The sequence below is a fragment of the Pedobacter sp. UYP24 genome, from assembly GCF_054057295.1.
This window is the reverse complement of the sequence record NZ_JBSRZD010000003.1, coordinates 188183-205249: the sequence shown is the minus strand read 5'-3', so window position 1 is coordinate 205249 and position 17067 is coordinate 188183. Positions and strand designations below refer to the sequence as shown.

13 protein-coding genes are annotated in these 17067 nt (G+C 39.0%); 5 read left to right on the top strand and 8 right to left on the bottom strand.

Annotated elements, in window-relative coordinates:
- Positions 1-863 precede the first annotated feature (863 nt).
- Together ACVWYN_RS09175 and ACVWYN_RS09170 are read right to left on the bottom strand one after the other, a co-directional pair.
- Complete coding sequence (locus ACVWYN_RS09175) at positions 864-1472, bottom strand: alpha-ketoglutarate-dependent dioxygenase AlkB family protein (RefSeq protein ID WP_457288551.1); 609 nt, start codon at positions 1470-1472, stop codon at positions 864-866.
- A gap of 20 nt (positions 1473-1492) precedes the next feature.
- A complete protein-coding gene (locus tag ACVWYN_RS09170) occupies positions 1493-1951 on the bottom strand; it encodes a GyrI-like domain-containing protein (protein ID WP_457288550.1) in 459 nt (152 codons plus the stop codon).
- Positions 1952-2060: 109 nt separating this feature from the next.
- Between ACVWYN_RS09170 and ACVWYN_RS09165 the strand changes: the two genes are divergently transcribed.
- Positions 2061-3353: a DEAD/DEAH box helicase gene (locus ACVWYN_RS09165; protein ID WP_457288549.1), complete on the top strand. Its 1293-nt coding sequence runs from the start codon at positions 2061-2063 to the stop codon at positions 3351-3353.
- Here the strand turns inward: ACVWYN_RS09165 and mazG are convergent.
- From mazG to mnmD, 3 genes are read right to left on the bottom strand one after another with little or no spacing between them, the layout of a single operon-like run.
- Positions 3350-4156 (bottom strand): nucleoside triphosphate pyrophosphohydrolase, encoded by an 807-nt coding sequence (gene mazG, locus ACVWYN_RS09160; protein ID WP_457288548.1) that lies wholly within the window; start codon positions 4154-4156, stop codon positions 3350-3352. The genes ACVWYN_RS09165 and mazG overlap by 4 nt on opposite strands.
- Positions 4157-4183: 27 nt before the next feature.
- The gene (locus ACVWYN_RS09155) at positions 4184-5296 is read right to left on the bottom strand and encodes an AI-2E family transporter (protein WP_457288547.1); all 1113 of its coding nucleotides are present in this window, start codon (positions 5294-5296) and stop codon (positions 4184-4186) included.
- Between the two features lie 13 nt (positions 5297-5309).
- Complete coding sequence (gene mnmD, locus ACVWYN_RS09150) at positions 5310-5981, bottom strand: tRNA (5-methylaminomethyl-2-thiouridine)(34)-methyltransferase MnmD (protein WP_457288546.1); 672 nt, start codon at positions 5979-5981, stop codon at positions 5310-5312.
- 99 nt (positions 5982-6080) lie between these two features.
- Here mnmD and ACVWYN_RS09145 point away from each other — a divergent pair, with 99 nt between their 5' ends.
- Positions 6081-6416, top strand: coding sequence for an MmcQ/YjbR family DNA-binding protein (locus tag ACVWYN_RS09145; protein ID WP_457288545.1), 336 nt, complete (start codon positions 6081-6083; stop codon positions 6414-6416).
- A gap of 92 nt (positions 6417-6508) precedes the next feature.
- Positions 6509-9571, top strand: coding sequence for a glycosyl hydrolase (locus tag ACVWYN_RS09140; RefSeq protein WP_457288544.1), 3063 nt, complete (start codon positions 6509-6511; stop codon positions 9569-9571).
- Positions 9572-9593: 22 nt separating this feature from the next.
- On the opposite strand, the gene ACVWYN_RS09135 is transcribed toward ACVWYN_RS09140, so the two are convergent.
- Both ACVWYN_RS09135 and ACVWYN_RS09130 read right to left on the bottom strand, forming a co-directional pair.
- Positions 9594-11624, bottom strand: a complete 2031-nt coding sequence (locus tag ACVWYN_RS09135; RefSeq protein ID WP_457288543.1) for a M13 family metallopeptidase — start codon at positions 11622-11624, stop codon at positions 9594-9596.
- A gap of 129 nt (positions 11625-11753) precedes the next feature.
- Positions 11754-12638, bottom strand: a complete 885-nt coding sequence (locus ACVWYN_RS09130) for a DMT family transporter (protein WP_457288542.1) — start codon at positions 12636-12638, stop codon at positions 11754-11756.
- Between the two features lie 134 nt (positions 12639-12772).
- On the opposite strand from ACVWYN_RS09130, the gene ACVWYN_RS09125 reads away from it, so the two are divergent.
- Positions 12773-15484 (top strand): valine--tRNA ligase, encoded by a 2712-nt coding sequence (locus ACVWYN_RS09125; RefSeq protein ID WP_457288541.1) that lies wholly within the window; start codon positions 12773-12775, stop codon positions 15482-15484.
- Between the two features lie 7 nt (positions 15485-15491).
- Here the strand turns inward: ACVWYN_RS09125 and ACVWYN_RS09120 are convergent, their stop codons facing one another.
- The gene (locus ACVWYN_RS09120; RefSeq protein WP_457288540.1) at positions 15492-15953 is read right to left on the bottom strand and encodes a type I restriction enzyme HsdR N-terminal domain-containing protein; all 462 of its coding nucleotides are present in this window, start codon (positions 15951-15953) and stop codon (positions 15492-15494) included.
- Between the two features lie 45 nt (positions 15954-15998).
- Between ACVWYN_RS09120 and holA the strand changes: the two genes are divergently transcribed.
- Positions 15999-17024, top strand: a complete 1026-nt coding sequence (gene holA, locus ACVWYN_RS09115) for a DNA polymerase III subunit delta (protein ID WP_457288539.1) — start codon at positions 15999-16001, stop codon at positions 17022-17024.
- Positions 17025-17067: the final 43 nt, after the last annotated feature.

Below are 17067 nucleotides of genomic sequence, written 5' to 3'. Positions count from 1 at the left end.
CCCGGTAAGATGAAAATTGCAAGGCAATTTTAAAAGGGGTATTGTAGGACTGAAAGTACATTTACAGGTACTTTGGAGGGGAAAAGGGTACCTCTAGTGCTCCAAGATACCTAGTAGCCTGCACGAAAGGCCCTCTAAGCTATGTAGGTGCTATTGAAAATATTGGTAAAACTAGTGCGCAATTATCTTGGTGTGTTTTTCGATTTAAATTCACATCAATCGTTGTTTAATCAGGCGTTTCTGGTGTATGAAGTATCTTAAGTATTGCTGTAGTACTGCCATAATTATAGGGCTAAAACAAGCAGTATTTAAGTTATAAATTCAGTCTCTTTAAAGGCGCATAAAATAAAGTTAATTACCTGTAATACAGTATATTTAATTTGAAATAATACCGAAATTTATTTGCTAATTTAAGCTATTTTGCCTACCTTTGTACATGTAATAAAACAGGCTTTTTTCGGGCCGAAATCGCATTAGGGTATCGGATTAATCCGAACAATTTGTGGTTATTGGGAATACGCTCTGCTATCGCTGATCAGCTAAAAATAATAGGCAAGTATTCAATTTTTAATTAGTCGACTAATTAAATTTAAACTACCAGCTGTGATAGCAGGCAGCAATAGTTCATTGACGTATTAAATTGTGCGGAGTCTGGTATAGTTTCGAAACACGATCAATGATTAATTCTCTTCTCTTTTTATAGTGCTATCATTTTATAGTGATATCTTTATAAGTGTCTCATAGGTATATATAGGGCATTAGACCTATATATACCCTAAGCAGGCCCTATAGAAGCCCTAGAGAGACCCTATATTATTAAAACAAAAACGGAACTAAAAACCCGATTAAATGTGCTAATTAAATTATTTTTCGATCGTTCTAAATGTCAGGTTAATTCTTGGTTTAGAAATTAATTTTGTTGGGGGTAAACGGTGCAACCAGTGGTCCTGTGTGGCACCTTTCATTACCAATAAACTCCCGTGCGCCAGTTGGATGTCTATTTTTTGTTTGGTTTTCTTATGCTTAAAAGAAAATTTCCTTTCCACTCCGAAGCTCAATGAGCCGATGGCGCCATGCTTTTTCAGGTCTTTTTCTCCATCGCTATGCCAGGCCATACCTTCCTCACCATTGTGATATAGGTTAAGCAGACAGGAATTGAATTTTTCTCCGGTCAAGGTTTCAATAATAGTCTTTAACTGTAGCAATTCTCGGGTCCATATTAAGGCCTCTTTGGTGATGCCGGAATAAGTGTATTTAAAATTGGTATCGGCATACCAAGCCACTTTGCGTTTGGTAAGGATATGTTTTCCAAAAATCACAGCTTCATCTGGTTTCCATTCAATAGTATTTAACAATGCCGTATAAATTAGATCTGCTTCAGTTGCAGGGATAATTACACCGTAATAATTTACAATTCCATCAATAGGTAAAAGGTTGATCTTACTATCTGGCTGGGTGCTGAACAGATCCATTTTATATGGAATTTGATTAATTAGTAAACCGAAATGAATATTTCCACTTCCGCATTTTCAGGATTTTGAGCCTTGGCTCCGTAAACCTCAAAGTCTGAATGATAACTTCTTGGAATATCAGTTTCCCAAATCTTTTGCCACTGCTTAAAGACCATATTGTCACTCATTTTACCTGTTGCCAAAAAAGGCGTATAGGTGTCGGCCATTATGCTAATTCCCGTAAATCCTTCAGGAACATTTGTGAGATCGGATACCTGACAGCCCAGTATAGTTGTGTAGGGTTTGGTAAAATCCGATTCGTAATCTGTATAAATGCAATACAATTCATCTGCAATTTTATTGGGGATTTGGGCAATGGTATTGTTTGTCATAAAGGTATTCCAGAGCTCCGGGATGTCGGTTGCTGATTGTCCATTTTCGTTTGTTGTTCTTACCGAAATACCTATAATATATCGGGTTTCCATTTTTATAGTCTTCATTATCTTTGAAATATTTTGCAAAATAAAAAACTAGAGTGACAACCCTATGTCAGTGTAGTCAGGATAAGATTGTGTAAATTTGCGATAATATTAATCAAAATACAGGAACGTGTCGTTAGAGAAGTTAAAATTAAGCAAAGCTTTGGTGTCATCCATGACGGATGCGGGATACCTAAGTACTAAAGAGATTCAGGCTAAAAGTATGTCGAGGATTCTTGGTGGACAGGATATCATTGCGGTTGGCCCGGAAGGTTCTGGAAAGACTACCACCTATGTGCTGGGTGTTTTAATGAAACTAAAGTATAGTACTGACGAGGCGCCAAAGGTATTGATCCTTGTGCCAGACCAGGAGCGTGTTCTTGCTGTTATTGAGCAATTTAAAGCATTAAGTGGCAACAAGAACCTGCGTATCATCGGTATGTATGGCACAGGAGGTATGGAAGAGCAGGTGCTGGATCTTTTGGAGGGTGTTGATATTGTAGTGTCTACGCCTACAAGGGCCCGCGCAGTATATCTGAAACTAGGATTGAACTTGAACAGGCTGCAAATGCTTATTGTGGATGATGCAGAAGTTATTGTGAAGCAGGGTATGCAGTTGCCGGTTTGTGAACTGGCAAGAAGTGCAGGAAAATGTCAGCATCTGATATTTACTACCGTAGTTCATGAAAAGCTGAACAATATGATAGACCAGTTTCTGAGTCTGCCCACTACTTTAGAAGTGGAAGATTTGGGAGGAAAAACGGTTGAAACCCATGACTTGATGCTCTATCAGGTTCCTAATTTTAAGACCAAAATCAATTTACTTGATTTAATGCTTCGTGATGATGAGGTATTTCAGAAGGTTGTCGTTTTTGTAAACACGCGCTTAACCGCACAAAAACTGGCGCAGTCTTTACCTTCCCGTAAGCCTGGTGATATCTCTGTGCTCAATCCTTTGTTTTTTGATGAGGCTGGGTTTGATCATATAGAAGATTTTAAGGCGACCCCTGAAGCCAGGATTTTAATAGTGGCAAATGAGGGGACACCTGCTGCTCTTGACCTTTCAGAAATCCCGTTTTTATTCTATTTAGAAGTTCCTGAGAAAAAAGAAGCTTTTTTAAGCAGGGTGGTAAAGTTAGCTGAGGAGGAGGTTGCTGTGATCACCTTTGCAACCGATATGGAATTGATGGACATTAAAAAGATTGAACAATCTATAGGTGCAAAAATTACTGTTCTTGATTTGCCAGCTGAGCTTTCCATCGATAGACCTGCTAAAGCCCCTAAAGTGAAAACTACAAAAGAGGAGCAACAAGTTCCGAGGGGTGGTGGAGCATATCACGATAAGAAAGAAAGCAATTCAAAAGACTATAACTACGGAATTGGTCAGAAAGCAAAGATGACCATGAAAAAGAAACACGGTTAAAGTTTCTTTGCTTCGTTCCAATAAATATCCATTTCTGCAAGTGTCATATCTTGAAGGGCTTTTCCATTCTCTTTAGCTTTTTCTTCGAGGTACTGAAAGCGTTTGATAAATTTTCTGTTGGTTTTTTCCAGTGCATTTTCTGGGTTAATGTTAATGAAACGGGCATAGTTTATCAGGGAAAATAACAGATCGCCAAATTCTCCTTCGGCTTTCTCGATGTCTATTTCCTGACCAGATGCAACATTAAATTCGTCTTTAAATTCTTGAAGCTCTTCTTCTACCTTTTCCCAAACCTGTTCTTTATTGTCCCAATCAAACCCAACACCACGGGCTTTTTCCTGGATGCGGCTGGCTTTAACCAACGAAGGCAAGCCCTTAGGTACTCCGCCAAGAACAGATTTGTTGCCTTCTTTTAATTTGAGCTTTTCCCAATTCCGTTTTACATCATGCTCATCCACTACTTCAACATCACCATAAATGTGTGGATGTCTGCTAATCAGCTTGTCGCAAACGCTATTAAGTACATCAACTATGCTGAAGTCGTTGGTTTCAGAAGCAATGCGCGCATAAAATACGAGGTGCATCATTACATCGCCCAATTCCTTTTTTACCTCCTGTAAATTGCCTTCCAAAATGGCATCAGACAATTCATAAGTTTCCTCAATGGTAAGGTGACGCAGGCTTTCCATGGTTTGTTTTTTATCCCATGGGCACTCTGTTCTTAAGGTATTTAAAACGATAAGTAAGCGCTCAAATGCGGATGCAGGGTTTTCTGCGCTAACGGGAGGTATGTTGTTGGGCATGGTAATAATTTATGGCTCAAAGTTAAACTATTCCTGTTCTTCGAGTTTAATGTTCTTAGTAATTCTATACACCTTTCGTTTTTTGTTTGGTTTTTCTTCGCCTCCAAGTAGGATACCCCAAGGTTTAAGCTGATCAATGCGATCAAAAATAATTTTAAGCATCGCCAGGTATGGAATACATAAGAACATTCCTGAAATGCCCCATATCATTTCACCTACTACAATTCCGATAAAGGCGAAAAGTGCATTGATCTTAACTTTTGAACCTACAACCAGTGGCATTAGTACGTTACCGTCTAAAGCATGGACTGCAGCAAAAGCTCCAATAACGAAAAACATTTTTGCAGCTCCGGCTGTAGCGAAAGTGATTAGAACACTGATTAGCAAAGCACTGAATATTCCGATATAGGGTATGATATTAAATATACCGGCAATTAAACCTAAAAGTATGGCATACTTTACACCTAGTATCCACAATACCAACATCAAAATAGTAGTAACAATGAACATTTGAATGAAGATTCCGGTGATGTATTTTTTTATAATGTATTGGACGCGCTCAACAATGTCGCCAACCTTTTCTGTGTGCTCTTTTGCAAAAACAGAGGTTAAGAATTTATATAATATTCTTCGGTAGTTTAGGATAAAAAAGGTAAAAAGCAACAGGAATGAAAGGAATAATAGCGTAGACGATAGTGTTGACAAGGTAGCTCCAAGTACTGTGGCGCTAGTTGCTAGTGCAGTAGTTGTGCTTTCTTGTAGGTACCTTATTTGCTTGGTGGTATTGACATGGAATGTTCTGGAAATCCATAATTGCACATCATGAAACGAGGTCTCTGCTTGTTTTTTTAACAATGGCCAGTCCTGCCCAAGATCGGTAAGCTGGTTGATAAGAAAGTATAATATTCCTGAAATTACCACGATCATTAAAACCACTGAGAAAATAGATGCGATGCTTCTTTTGAATCGAAATTTTTGTTCCAGAAAATTTGCGAGCGGGAGCAGTAGCAAAGCCAGTAAAAATGAAGTTAACAGTGGCGCAAGTAGCGTTCGGCCCAATATGGCAAGATATCCCAAACAAACAATAGAAAAAAGTACCAGCGCTAGCTTGGCGTAAATTGGAATAGAGATTTGTTTCATAGGTTGTTTGCGGTTACTTGTTTTTAATTGCCCTTAGCATCTCTCTTTTTCCTGCTGCCCCAGGGAGTTTTTGAATGGTAAAACCTACATTTTTTAAAGCACGCTTCAAATTGCCCGTAATAGCGTAAGTAACAAAAATACCCCCAGGTTGCAAAAATTGACAAACATGTGCTATGATTTCATCAGTCCACATTTCTGGTTGATGTTGCACAGAAAAGGCATCAAAGTAAATTAACATAAATCGTTCCATAGTATCAAAGCGATTTAGGTAGGTATGCACTATTCTCAATTGCTGTTCAGGCAAAATGTTTGCAGATTGTTGCAGGGCTTTGCCATAATTTGTAATTAAACCGTTCCAAATATCGGCTGAGAGGTATTGATCATAACCTGTGGATTCTAATTCTTCAGATCTTAGCGGAAATGCTTCCAATCCTGTATACTGCAAACTAATATTTTGCTCTTTACAATATGCAGCAGACATCAGGAAGTTAAGGCCAGTTCCAAAGCCTACCTCAAGAATACTGATTTCCTGTTCTGGAAAAAGTGCTACGGCGTGTTTTAGTCCTGCATCTATGAATACGTGCTTGCTTTCCTGTAAAGCACCATGTTTAGAATGGTAATGTTCACCAATTTTTTCATTATACAGCGTATTTGAGCCATCAGCAGTTGCCGTTAATCTGTTCATAAAACAAACTTAAATAAAAAGCCAGAAGGCTTTAGTAATTGCCACTATACTTTTAACTTTATCTTACAGATTTCAAAATGCAGATTAAAAAACTATTTTATGGATATAGAAACTTTTAGAGACTTTTGTCTCGATTTAAAAGGTACTACTGAAGGTATGAAATGGGATCACCTTTGCTTTATGATTGAGGAGAAAATTTTCGTGCTTTCTTCTCTTGAGGACGGGGCTTTGTGTTTTAAGTGTGATCCTGACGACTTCGATTCTTTAGTAGGTCGAAATGGAATTAAGCAGGCGCCTCATTTCGCCAGAAGGCAATGGGTGGCAGTAGAAAATTTGGAAGTAATGCCAGATGGTGAACTTAAAGAACGAATAAGACAGTCGCGTGCACTGGTTTTAAAGAAGCTGAGCAGGAAGGTTCAGGACAGATACGAATAAGCTTTCAGTATATTTGGGATTGCGCATTCTTACCAAAACCAATTCTACCATGACACTCCTCCCTACACAAACTATCATTCAGAGAAATTAAGATGAAGAATGTTAAGGTACTTAGCCTTCTGCTGATCGCAGGATTATATTTTCTGCCAAGCTGTAGCCAGAAGGTTACTGTTGATCCTGCATCTTCGAGTTTGGTAAATGGTTTTTTAAAACCGCCCCCATCTGCAAAGCCTGGCGTGTATTGGTATTTTATGGATGGTAATATGACCAAAGCTTCAATGACTGCAGACTTGGAATCTATGAAAAAAGTTGGCATTGGAAGTCTTGTGTTTCTTGAAGTCAATGTTGGAATCCCAAGAGGTAAAGTAGATTTTTTAAGCGAGGAATGGCAGGAAATGTTTACCCATGCGGTTAAGGAGTGTGAGCGGTTGAATATCGCAATGACACTGGGTATTGGTCCGGGTTGGACTGGTAGCGGAGGCCCCTGGGTTAAACCAGCAGAATCTATGCTACATCTGGTCTCCACTACCACTATTGTTGATGGAGCTGCGAATGCAAAAATCATTTTGCCCGTTCCTAAACCAATGGCGCCATATTTTGGTGAAGGTGCATTTACAGAAGAGTTAAAAAAGGAATGGAATAATTATTATGAGGATGTAGCCGTATTGGCCTATCCAGTTGCAGATATAGCTGATCAGTCTAAGCTTCCCCGTATCGATGATATCGGAGAGAAAGCATTGTATTACCGCGCGCCTTACTCTTCTGCCCCTGGTGTAAAACCATATTTACCATATACAACCGCTTATAAAAATATTTCACCGGAATTAGTGATCCATAAAAAAGATATTATAGATCTGACTGGTAAATTAAAAGCCAATGGAGAATTGGACTGGAAAGTTCCTGCAGGTAAATGGAACGTAGTTAGGTTTGGAAAGCGGAACAATGGCGCGATAACCAGACCGGCACCAGTTCCCGGACTAGGATTCGAGGCAGATAAGTTTGATACGCTGGCGATAAAAGACCATCTGGATCACTATACTGGTGTACTACTGAATAAACTTAAAAAGAATTATAAAAATAGTGTGGGTGGGTTGAAAATGCTGCATATGGATAGCTGGGAGATGGGCTCACAAAACTGGACCAGTCGTTTTAGGGAGGAATTTACGCGCAGGCGTGGATATGATCCTTTACTATTTTACCCTGTTTACAACGGAAGTATAGTAGAAAGCACCGAGGTTAGTGAGCGATTTTTGTGGGACTTGCGACAAACCTCTCAAGAACTAATTCTGGAAAACCATGCCGGTTATGTAAAAGAATATGCCCATAAAAATGGGATGGGTTTATCCATAGAGCCGTATGATATGAACCCAAATTCGGATCTGGAATTGGGGGCAGTTGCTGATGTGCCTATGGCGGAATTCTGGAGTGCGGGATATGGATTTAATGCTGCCTTTAGTTGTATTGAAGCCACTTCAATTGCGCATGTAAACGGTGTATCTGAGGTGCCGGCCGAAGCGTTTACCGCACAAGATAATGAAGGTTGGAAGCAACATCCTGCATCAATGAAGAATCAGGGCGACTGGGCTTTTGCTGCTGGGATTAACCGCTTCGTATTTCACACCTTTCAAAATCAGATACTGGCTGATTCATTAAAGCCTGGGATGACGATGGGCCCTTATGGTGTTCAATGGAATAGGAATCAGACCTGGTGGCCAATGGTAGGAGCATACCATGACTATCTTTCGCGTTCGCAATACCTTTTGCAACAGGGAAATACTGTAGCAGATCTTTTATATTTAACCCCGGAGGGCTCTCCACATGTTTTTAAACCTCCGCTTTCTGCATTAATTATGGAAAATGGGGTAATGCCAGACAGGAAGGGTTATAATTTTGATGGCTGCGCACCATCACAGCTTTACAAAGCCACTGTAAAAGATGGTCGCATTGTATTTCCAGGGGGTGCTTCTTATAAGATATTGGTACTGCCAGCGGTGAAAACAATAACACCAAAATTATTGGAGAAAATAAGGGGTTTGATAGCAGAAGGTGCTGTCGTAGTGGGTTCTCCTCCTACCCAATCGCCCGGCCTGGCAGGCTATCCGGCAGTTGACGATACAATAAAAACTATGGCGAATGCAATTTGGGGAGGGGAAATAGTTCCCGCGAATCAAACTACAAAGGAATTTGGCAAAGGAAAGGTAATATGGGGTACAGAATTGGAGACAAAATTAGATTATTTATACCCGGAATATGAACTGACTTCGAAGATATTAAAAGACTTGCAAGTTGCACCTGATTTTGAATCAGATGGACCAATTCGTTATACGCATAGGTCTTCCACTAAATGGGACATTTATTTCGTTTCCAACCGTACAGATAAATTGGTAAGTACAAAAGCTAAGTTTAGGGATTATGTAAAAGGCAAGCCTGTGTTTTTTGACGCTACAACGGGAAAAATTAGCAACCTGACAGTATCAGTAGTTGGAGCCGGGTCTGCTGAAATTAGCTTAAACTTTGAGCCTTATCAAAGTTTCTTTGTCGTATTTTCGAAAGATAGGATAGAGGCCGTTGTTCCGAAGGTGAATTTTGCACATGAGAATTATTTTGCGGTCTCAAAATCTAAAACCGTTCTGGAAGGTCCTTGGCAGGTAAGCTTTGATCCAAAATGGGGCGGACCAAAAGAGACAACTTTTAAAGAATTAACCGATTGGTCGGCCAATGAAAACAATGGAATAAAATACTATTCTGGGATTGCGTTTTATAAAAAGCAATTTGATCTATCGGCAGTTACAAATCCAGGCGAAAAGCTCTATTTGGACTTGGGGGAAGTAAAAAATATGGCAAAAGTAAAGCTAAATGGAAAAGATTTAGGCGTAGTGTGGACGTCCCCCTGGCAGGTTGACATCAGCAATGCTGTAAAAGCCACTGGGAATGTGCTGGAAATAGAAATAGCTAACCTTTGGCCTAACAGACTCATTGGTGATGAATTTTTACCCGATGATGGAATAACGAATGGTCAGTGGCCGGAATGGCTAAGCAAAGGACTTCCAAGGCCAAGTAAAAGATATACTTTCACAACATTTAAACATTACTCCAAGAACTCTCCTTTATTCAAATCGGGATTGCTAGGCCCAGTGTCTATAATTACGAAGTAAATTTACAGGGCAGGCAGGCTTTTTACCACATCCTTATTCTGTCTTCTGGCTTCTTGTATAATTTATCTCCTGGTTTAACATCAAATGCCTTATACCAAGCATCCATGTTTACAGGAGCACCAATTGTTCTATAAGGACCAGGTGAATGCGGGTCAGTTTTTATGAATTGTGCAGCTGTTTCTGGTAATATATTGCCTCTCCAAACCTGCGCCCATGAAAGAAAGAAACGCTGATCTGGTGTAAAACCGTCTATAACTTCGTTTTCCTGACCTTGTTTGGTCATTTTAAATGCAGTATAAGCTACATTTAACCCACCTAAGTCGCCAATATTCTCCCCCATAGTTAACTTTCCATTTACATGAACAGTATCCAAAACAGTGTAGGTGTCAAATTGGTTTCCAAGTGCTTTAGTCTTTGCGTCAAACTTAGCTTTATCCTCGTCAGTCCACCAGTTGCGAAGATTTCCTTCTTTATCATACTGGCTGCCCTGATCATCAAAACCGTGGGACATTTCATGCCCAATTACAGCGCCGATGCCACCATAGTTAACCGCGTCATCTGCTTTAGGATCAAAGAACGGAAACTGCAGAATTCCGGCAGGAAAAACAATTTCATTCATGGTTGGGCTATAATAAGCATTTACTGTAGGCGGCGTCATGCCAAAGCGTGTTCTGTCTACTGGTTTACCTAATTGGCCAATCATTTCATTGTATCCCCATACACCAGCATTTCTCAGGTTTTGGAAATATCCAGTCCTGCTAATTGCTAATCCATCATAATTTCTCCATTTATCAGGGTAGCCAATTTTAGGTACAAAAGCATGAAGTTTAGCTAACGCTTTTTCCTTAGTGGCCTCACTCATCCAGTCCAGATTCTTAATTCTTATTTCAAAAGCTTTTCTAAGGTTGTCTATTAACTCAGCCATGCGGGCTTTGGCTTCGGGCTTAAAATATTTAGCTACATAAAGTTGTCCCAATAATTCGCCAATTGTTCCATCTGTTAACTGAGACATTCTTTGCCACCTGGGTGTTTCTACTTTTTGTCCGCTCTGCGCCTGACTAAAAGCAAAACTGGCTTTTACAAATGCTGAGCTAAGGTTTGATGCAGAGCCTTTAAGGATGTTCCATTCCAGATAAGTTTTCCAATCACTAATAGATACGGATTTAAGCATGCCATCCAGGCTCACAAAGAATTTAGGCGCAGAAACCAGCACGGTATCCTGTCCAGATACCTTAAATTTAGTAAATAGTTTTGCCCAGTTGATGTTTGGCGTGGTTTTACTGAAATCACCTACCGTAAATTTGTTGTATGTTTTATATTGATCACGCATTTCTAATCGAGACGTGCTTGCCTGCGCAAGTTGTTTCTCTATAGCCATTACAGTTGTAGCCTTTTTCTGCGCATCAGCAGGTAAAGTACCTGTTAAAGTGAATAGTGTATTGAGATAAGTATTGTATGCTTCTCTTATTTTTATGCTTCTGGTATCTTTGTTTAAATAATAGTCGCGATCTGGCAATGTTGTTCCACCCTGACTTAATTGAGTAACATACTTAGAAACGTTCTTCCTATCCTGACCAACGCTAAAACCAAACATGGGGCCTGCGATACCTGAAGTACGCATATCGGCAACCTGATCTAAAATATTTTGAATGGTTTTAATCTGTTTTACCTTTGCCAGATCAGCCTTAATTGGATTATATCCCAATTTTTCAATAGTGGTGCTATCCATTGCAGACGCATAAAAATCTCCAACACGTTTTTTCACAGAACCTGTCCCAGCAGTTTTGTCGGCAGCTGCATCCTCAACAATGCTTTTTACTGCAATGATGTTAAAGTCTCTTAATGAATTGAAGGTTCCCCATCGGGTTTCCTTAGCTGGTACTGGATTATTTTTAACCCAAGTTCCACTGGCATAATTATAAAAGTCATCACCTGGTTTGACCGAAAGATCCATATTTGCGGGATCAATTAATTTGGTAGGAACCTGTGCATTGGCAGTATAGCTTGCGGCTAAAATGCCTAAAGCTGCAAAGCAACGTTTTAATTTAATCATAATCATAAGTTAGTATTGAAATTAGATCAGCTTTAATATGGAGCAAAAGTAGCTAATACATTTACCTGTGCTGTTTTATATTCAAAATATTACCTATTGAAACATAAATAGATGGAAGCCAATCCCATTCTATGTTTTGGTAATTGATTTGAATTTGTTCCGCTGGCCAAGGTATAGGCCAAAAATAACAAAGAATGTTCCACCAATGGTGTAAGAAGTTATGGGTTCATCAAGTAACCACCAAGCGTAAAAGAAACCAAAAAATGGACATAGAAAGAGATATAAGGAGGCTTTCACGGTATCAATTTTTAGTAAATAAAACCAGCAGATTAACCCCATTATTGAAACTGCGAGGCTGAGCCATAAAATTGAAAATATAAGAGTGGCATTTAAGTTTACTGCAGAGAATTCTCCAAATGAAATCGTAAGAGGGAGCAGTAAAATGCCTCCAATTGTTACCTGCCATCCATTGATAAGAATATTGGGGAGCGATAATTTTAATCTTGCATAGTAAACGCTTGCAAAAGAAACGGAGATCATACTCAATGAGAGCAGTAATAAACCGGTTAATGTGGTGCCATTATTTTTTAATAAGGGATAGCTTGCCAAGAAAATGCCCAGCATTCCTATTAAAATACTCCATATTTCTTCCTTTGAGGGTTTTCTGCCTATAATCCAGGAAGAAAATAAGACGATTAATAAAGGGTTGGTAGATGTAGATAAGCTGCCAATACCGGCAGCGGTGTATTTCATGGCATAAACATAAAGCCCAAGATAGATGCTGGTATTCAGTGCGCCAAAAATGGTGATTTGAAGCCACTCCTTTCCTCTTGGCAATCGGTAGCTTACGTCTTTCTTAAACGTATAGCCATAACCTAGCAGTAGTATTCCGGCAATGAAGAACCGTGTATTGGCAAGAATAAGTGGTGGAGAATATTGGATACCGAATTTTGTGGCTACAGAAGCAGAAGCCCATAACATGGCAAAAACAACACCTATCAGGAAATTTTTCACGGTGCAAAGTTAATATTGCTACTAATTCTTTTTATAAACAAGAAAACTTAAATTTGTGGCATGGAAACACTGATTGTATAGCTAAAAGACAATCATCAGTTATCCGTGGTAAAGTCGTTTACGATACATAAAACATGAGCATTTCTACTAAATATAATCCAGCAGCAACTGAAGACAAATGGTACAGCTACTGGATGGCTAAAAACTTTTTTCATTCTGAACCGGATGAACGCGAACCTTACACCATTGTAATTCCTCCTCCTAACGTTACGGGTGTGTTGCATATGGGTCACATGCTCAATAATACGATTCAGGATGTACTGATACGAAGGGCAAGGATGCAAGGTAAAAATGCGTGTTGGGTGCCTGGTACAGACCATGCTTCCATTGCTACAGAAGCAAAGGTAGTTGCCATGCTTAAGGAAAGAGGTATTAGTAAAAAAGACCTGACCAGGGAAGAGTTTCTTAAATATGCATGGGAATGGAAAGAGAAATATGGGGGCATCATCCTGGATCAGTTAAAGAAGCTTGGTGCCAGCTGCGACTGGGAACGGACGCGCTTTACCATGGAAGATGATCTTTCTGATGCCGTTATTGATACCTTTATTCATCTTTATAAAAAGGGAAGGATTTATCGGGGTGTAAGAATGGTGAATTGGGATCCGGCAGGTAAAACTGCAGTTTCTGATGAAGAAGTAATTAGAAAAGAAGTCAATCAAAAACTCTATTATATAAAATACCTGGTAGCTGGAAGCAATGATTTTTTAACCATCGCTACTACTAGGCCGGAAACGATCATGGCCGATGCTGCCATTTGTGTTAATCCTAATGACGAGCGTTATTTATATCTTAAAGGCAAAACTGTTTTTGTTCCGTTGATTAACAGGGAGATTCCTGTTATTGAAGATGATTACGTGACCATGGATTTTGGTACAGGCTGTTTAAAGGTAACTCCGGCTCACGATCTTAATGATTATGAACTTGGTGTTAAACATAAGTTGCCGGTAATTGATATACTGAATGATGACGGTACGCTAAATGAGCTGGCTATAATATTGGTAGGTGAAGATCGTTTTGCGGCCAGAAAAAAGATAGCGGTTTTGCTGGATGAAGCCGGTCATTTAGACAAAGTAGAAGACTACAAATCTCAGGTTGGTTTTTCAGAACGCACAGATGCTGCCATTGAACCTAAGCTTTCTCTGCAGTGGTTTTGCAAAATGGATGAGATGGCCAAACCTGCGTTAGAAGATGTTTTAAATGGAGATGTAAAGCTTATTCCAGAGAAATTCGTGAATACCTATCGCCATTGGATGGAGAACGTGCGAGACTGGAATATCAGCAGACAGTTGTGGTGGGGACAACAAATTCCAGCTTGGTATGGACCTCATGATATTTTGTGGGGAACTGATACTAATGCTTCTAGTAAAGATGCTTTAAAAGTAAGTGCTCAGCATGTGGAGATAGCAAAAACGCGAGAAGAGGCAGAGATTTTATTTACAAATCATTACAAAAGCATTCTAGGTTATAGTGACGAAACTATTAGTAATCAGTTAAAACATATATACCAGGACCCAGATGTTATGGATACCTGGTTCTCCTCATGGTTATGGCCAATCTCTGTATTCGATGGGTTCAAAAACCCAGACAATAAAGACATCAATTATTATTACCCTACCAATGATTTAGTAACAGCTCCTGAGATCTTATTTTTCTGGGTGGCAAGGATGATTATGGCTGGCCATGAGTTTAGAGGTCAGAAGCCTTTTACCAATGTTTACTTAACGGGTATTGTTAGGGACAAATTAGGTCGCAAAATGTCTAAATCTCTTGGAAACTCACCAGATCCAATTGGATTGATAGAAAAATATGGTGCAGATGGTGTTAGGGTGGGCATGTTGCTTTGCTCGCCAGCGGGCAACGACTTGATGTTTGACGAAAGCTATTGCGAACAAGGAAGGAATTTTGCCAATAAGATTTGGAATGCATTCAGGCTGGTAAAGGGCTGGGAGGTTGATGATAATTTAGAAAACCCTAATAAGCAGGCTATCCTTTGGTTTGAAAATAGATTTAATGAGGCATTGGCCGAGATTGAAGATAACTTTAAGCAATACCGTTTATCAGAAGCTTTAATGGCTTGTTATAAACTGGTTTGGGATGATTTCTGCGCATGGTACCTGGAAATGGTGAAGCCAGATTATCAGCGCCCAATTGATGCAGAGACCATAAAGATTACTACTGGTTTCTTTGAGAAAATAATAACCTTATTACATCCTTTTATGCCATTTTTAACAGAAGAGCTATGGCATGATGAGCTGTTTGGGCATACAGATGAAATGGACTGCTGTATAGTGGCCAAGTACCCAATTTCTGGAGCTACAGACGCAAAATTGCTTAAAGAAGTTGAAGTGATCAAAGGCTTGGTTGCAGAGATCAGGAGTATTAGAAATACCAAACAGATACCTTTAAAAGAATCTTTGCCACTTGCCATTAAATTGAACTCATCTTTGGAATATGAAAAATGGTTAAACATTGTTTTTAAACTGGCAAATATCAGTGAGGTTGAATTCGTTAACGAGAAAATTCCAGGAGCCGTCACTTTCCTTGTAGGTAACGATGAGTTCTTTATTCACTTAAACGAGGCTATAGATGTTGATGCAGAACGGGCACGACTGAATGCTGATCTGATCTATTTGCAGGGCTTTTTGAAATCTGTAGAGGTTAAACTTAGCAACGAACGGTTTGTACAAAATGCAAAACCTGAAATTATTCAGAACGAGCGCAATAAGAAGGCCGATGCGGAAAGTAAGATCAAAATTATTGAAGAGAGTTTGCAAGTTTTGGACTAATTCAAGTTTATAGTAGTCTGTATTCCGGTAATTCTTTTACAAAGCCAAAGTTTTGCGTAATGTGGTCGATCTGTGCGTAGCAATGCATCATTCCATTGGTTACAACTAACCACTTCGTCTTATGTATAGAGTTATAGCGTGATGCCTGATCAAACACCGATTGGTTGATCTTAATGGATGGCGCTTTACATTCTATAACCATTATTCTTTCACCGATATTATTAAATATCACAATATCTGTGCGTTTCTGTAATTGGTTAAGACTCAGTCCGCCTTCTATTTGTATCAGACCTTTTGGGAATTTTTTGTGTAAAATCAAGTATTGGATAAAGTGCTGTCTAACCCATTCTTCTGGTGTCAACACGAGGTGTTTCTTTCTTATCTCATCCAAAATATAGTTTTTACCTTCCTTAAAAGTCAGTTTGAAAGGATATTCAGGTAAATTTAACGGGGTGGGTATAAATGACATTTTTGTAAAAATAGGGAAAAATTTTATCTAAGTTTGAAGAATTATATGAGTGCTGCAGATATCATCAGAGACATAAAATCCCGAAAGCTTAAGCCTGTTTACCTGCTTCATGGAGAGGAACCTTATTACATAGATCAGATCATTCATTACATGGAAGCGAATGTACTGAGTGATATGGAAAAGGGCTTTAACCAAACAGTACTCTATGGTAAAGATACAGATATGGCTACCATTATGAATGCTGCTAAGCGTTATCCAATGATGTCCGATTTTCAGCTGATTATCGTAAAAGAAGCACAGGATTTGAAATGGGCTAAAGAAACAGAAGGTAGTAGCAAGGAAGCAGAATTTGTACTTAACTACTTTGAAAAGCCGATGCCAACAACCATTCTGGTACTGGGCTATAAATATGCAAACTTTGATAAGCGTAAGAAAATATACAAAGCGATTGACAAGAGCGGAGTAGTGTTTCAATCAGAGTTGGTTAGAGATTACAAACTTGCAGGTTGGATAGAAGACCTGGTAAAAGATAAAGGATATAAAATAGCTCCCCAGGCTGCCGCACTGATGGCAGAATACCTGGGTACAGACCTTTCCAAAATTTCAAATGAGTTGGAAAAACTCATGCTCAATATTAATAAGGAGACGGCGATTGATATAGATCTGGTTCAAAAAAATATTGGCATCAGTAAGGAGTATAATGTTTTTGAACTTCAAAAAGCGCTTGCTGCAAGAAACGTGTTAAAGTGCAATCAAATAGTAAATTATTTTGCTGATAATCCCAAAGCCAATCCTATGGTAATGGTAATGGCCAATCTAAATGCCTATTTTTCAAAAGTACTTAAATACCACTATCTGCCTAATAAAGGCGATGCAGCTAAAGAATTGGGTGTTAACCCATTTTTTGTGAAAGATTTTGAAGTAGCTTCCAGAAGCTATAACCTCAACAAAACGTTCGATATTATCAGTCTTTTGAGAGAATATGACCTTAAAAGCAAAGGAGTAGATAGTACAGGTAATACCACAGATGGTGAGCTATTAAAAGAATTAATGTTTAAAATGTTGCATTAATGTAACTGTAAAGTTATAAGGTAACTTAGCCAAATTAGCTTGC

Excerpts from the sequence above, each read along its gene's own strand:
- ACVWYN_RS09140 (WP_457288544.1), top strand. The coding sequence starts at position 6,509 with ATGAAGAATGTTAAGGTACTTAGCCTTCTGCTGATCGCAGGATTATAT.
- ACVWYN_RS09155 (WP_457288547.1), bottom strand. The coding sequence starts at position 5,296 with ATGAAACAAATCTCTATTCCAATTTACGCCAAGCTAGCGCTGGTACTT.
- mnmD (WP_457288546.1), bottom strand. The coding sequence starts at position 5,981 with ATGAACAGATTAACGGCAACTGCTGATGGCTCAAATACGCTGTATAAT.
- ACVWYN_RS09145 (WP_457288545.1), top strand. The coding sequence starts at position 6,081 with ATGGATATAGAAACTTTTAGAGACTTTTGTCTCGATTTAAAAGGTACT.
- ACVWYN_RS09120 (WP_457288540.1), bottom strand. The coding sequence starts at position 15,953 with ATGTCATTTATACCCACCCCGTTAAATTTACCTGAATATCCTTTCAAA.
- mazG (WP_457288548.1), bottom strand. The coding sequence starts at position 4,156 with ATGCCCAACAACATACCTCCCGTTAGCGCAGAAAACCCTGCATCCGCA.
- holA (WP_457288539.1), top strand. The coding sequence starts at position 15,999 with ATGAGTGCTGCAGATATCATCAGAGACATAAAATCCCGAAAGCTTAAG.
- ACVWYN_RS09170 (WP_457288550.1), bottom strand. The coding sequence starts at position 1,951 with ATGAAGACTATAAAAATGGAAACCCGATATATTATAGGTATTTCGGTA.
- ACVWYN_RS09135 (WP_457288543.1), bottom strand. The coding sequence starts at position 11,624 with ATGATTAAATTAAAACGTTGCTTTGCAGCTTTAGGCATTTTAGCCGCA.
- ACVWYN_RS09175 (WP_457288551.1), bottom strand. The coding sequence starts at position 1,472 with ATGGATCTGTTCAGCACCCAGCCAGATAGTAAGATCAACCTTTTACCT.
- ACVWYN_RS09125 (WP_457288541.1), top strand. The coding sequence starts at position 12,773 with ATGAGCATTTCTACTAAATATAATCCAGCAGCAACTGAAGACAAATGG.